The sequence below is a fragment of the Xenorhabdus bharatensis genome, from assembly GCF_037996705.1.
In the GTDB taxonomy this organism is placed as follows: domain Bacteria; phylum Pseudomonadota; class Gammaproteobacteria; order Enterobacterales; family Enterobacteriaceae; genus Xenorhabdus; species Xenorhabdus bharatensis.
Window position 1 is genome coordinate 1 of sequence record NZ_JBBMXG010000064.1, and the last position, 579, is coordinate 579.

At 55.6% G+C, this 579-nt stretch carries 1 rRNA gene; it reads left to right on the forward strand.

The features are described from left to right. Window positions 1–579 (forward strand): 23S ribosomal RNA (locus AAC855_RS21220); the annotation flags it as partial.

Below are 579 nucleotides of genomic sequence, written 5' to 3' on the forward strand. Positions count from 1 at the left end.
ATCCGGGTTGCGGACAGTGTCTGGTGGGTAGTTTGACTGGGGCGGTCTCCTCCCAAAGCGTAACGGAGGAGCACGAAGGTTAGCTAATCACGGTCGGACATCGTGAGGTTAGTGCAAAGGCATAAGCTAGCTTGACTGCGAGCGTGACGGCGCGAGCAGGTACGAAAGTAGGTCTTAGTGATCCGGTGGTTCTGAATGGAAGGGCCATCGCTCAACGGATAAAAGGTACTCCGGGGATAACAGGCTGATACCGCCCAAGAGTTCATATCGACGGCGGTGTTTGGCACCTCGATGTCGGCTCATCACATCCTGGGGCTGAAGTAGGTCCCAAGGGTACGGCTGTTCGCCGTTTAAAGTGGTACGCGAGCTGGGTTTAGAACGTCGTGAGACAGTTCGGTCCCTATCTGCCGTGGGCGTTGGAAGATTGAAAGGGGCTGCTCCTAGTACGAGAGGACCGGAGTGGACGCACCACTGGTGTTCGGGTTGTCATGCCAATGGCACTGCCCGGTAGCTAAGTGCGGAAGAGATAACCGCTGAAAGCATCTAAGCGGGAAACTTGCCTTGAGATGAGTCTTCCCT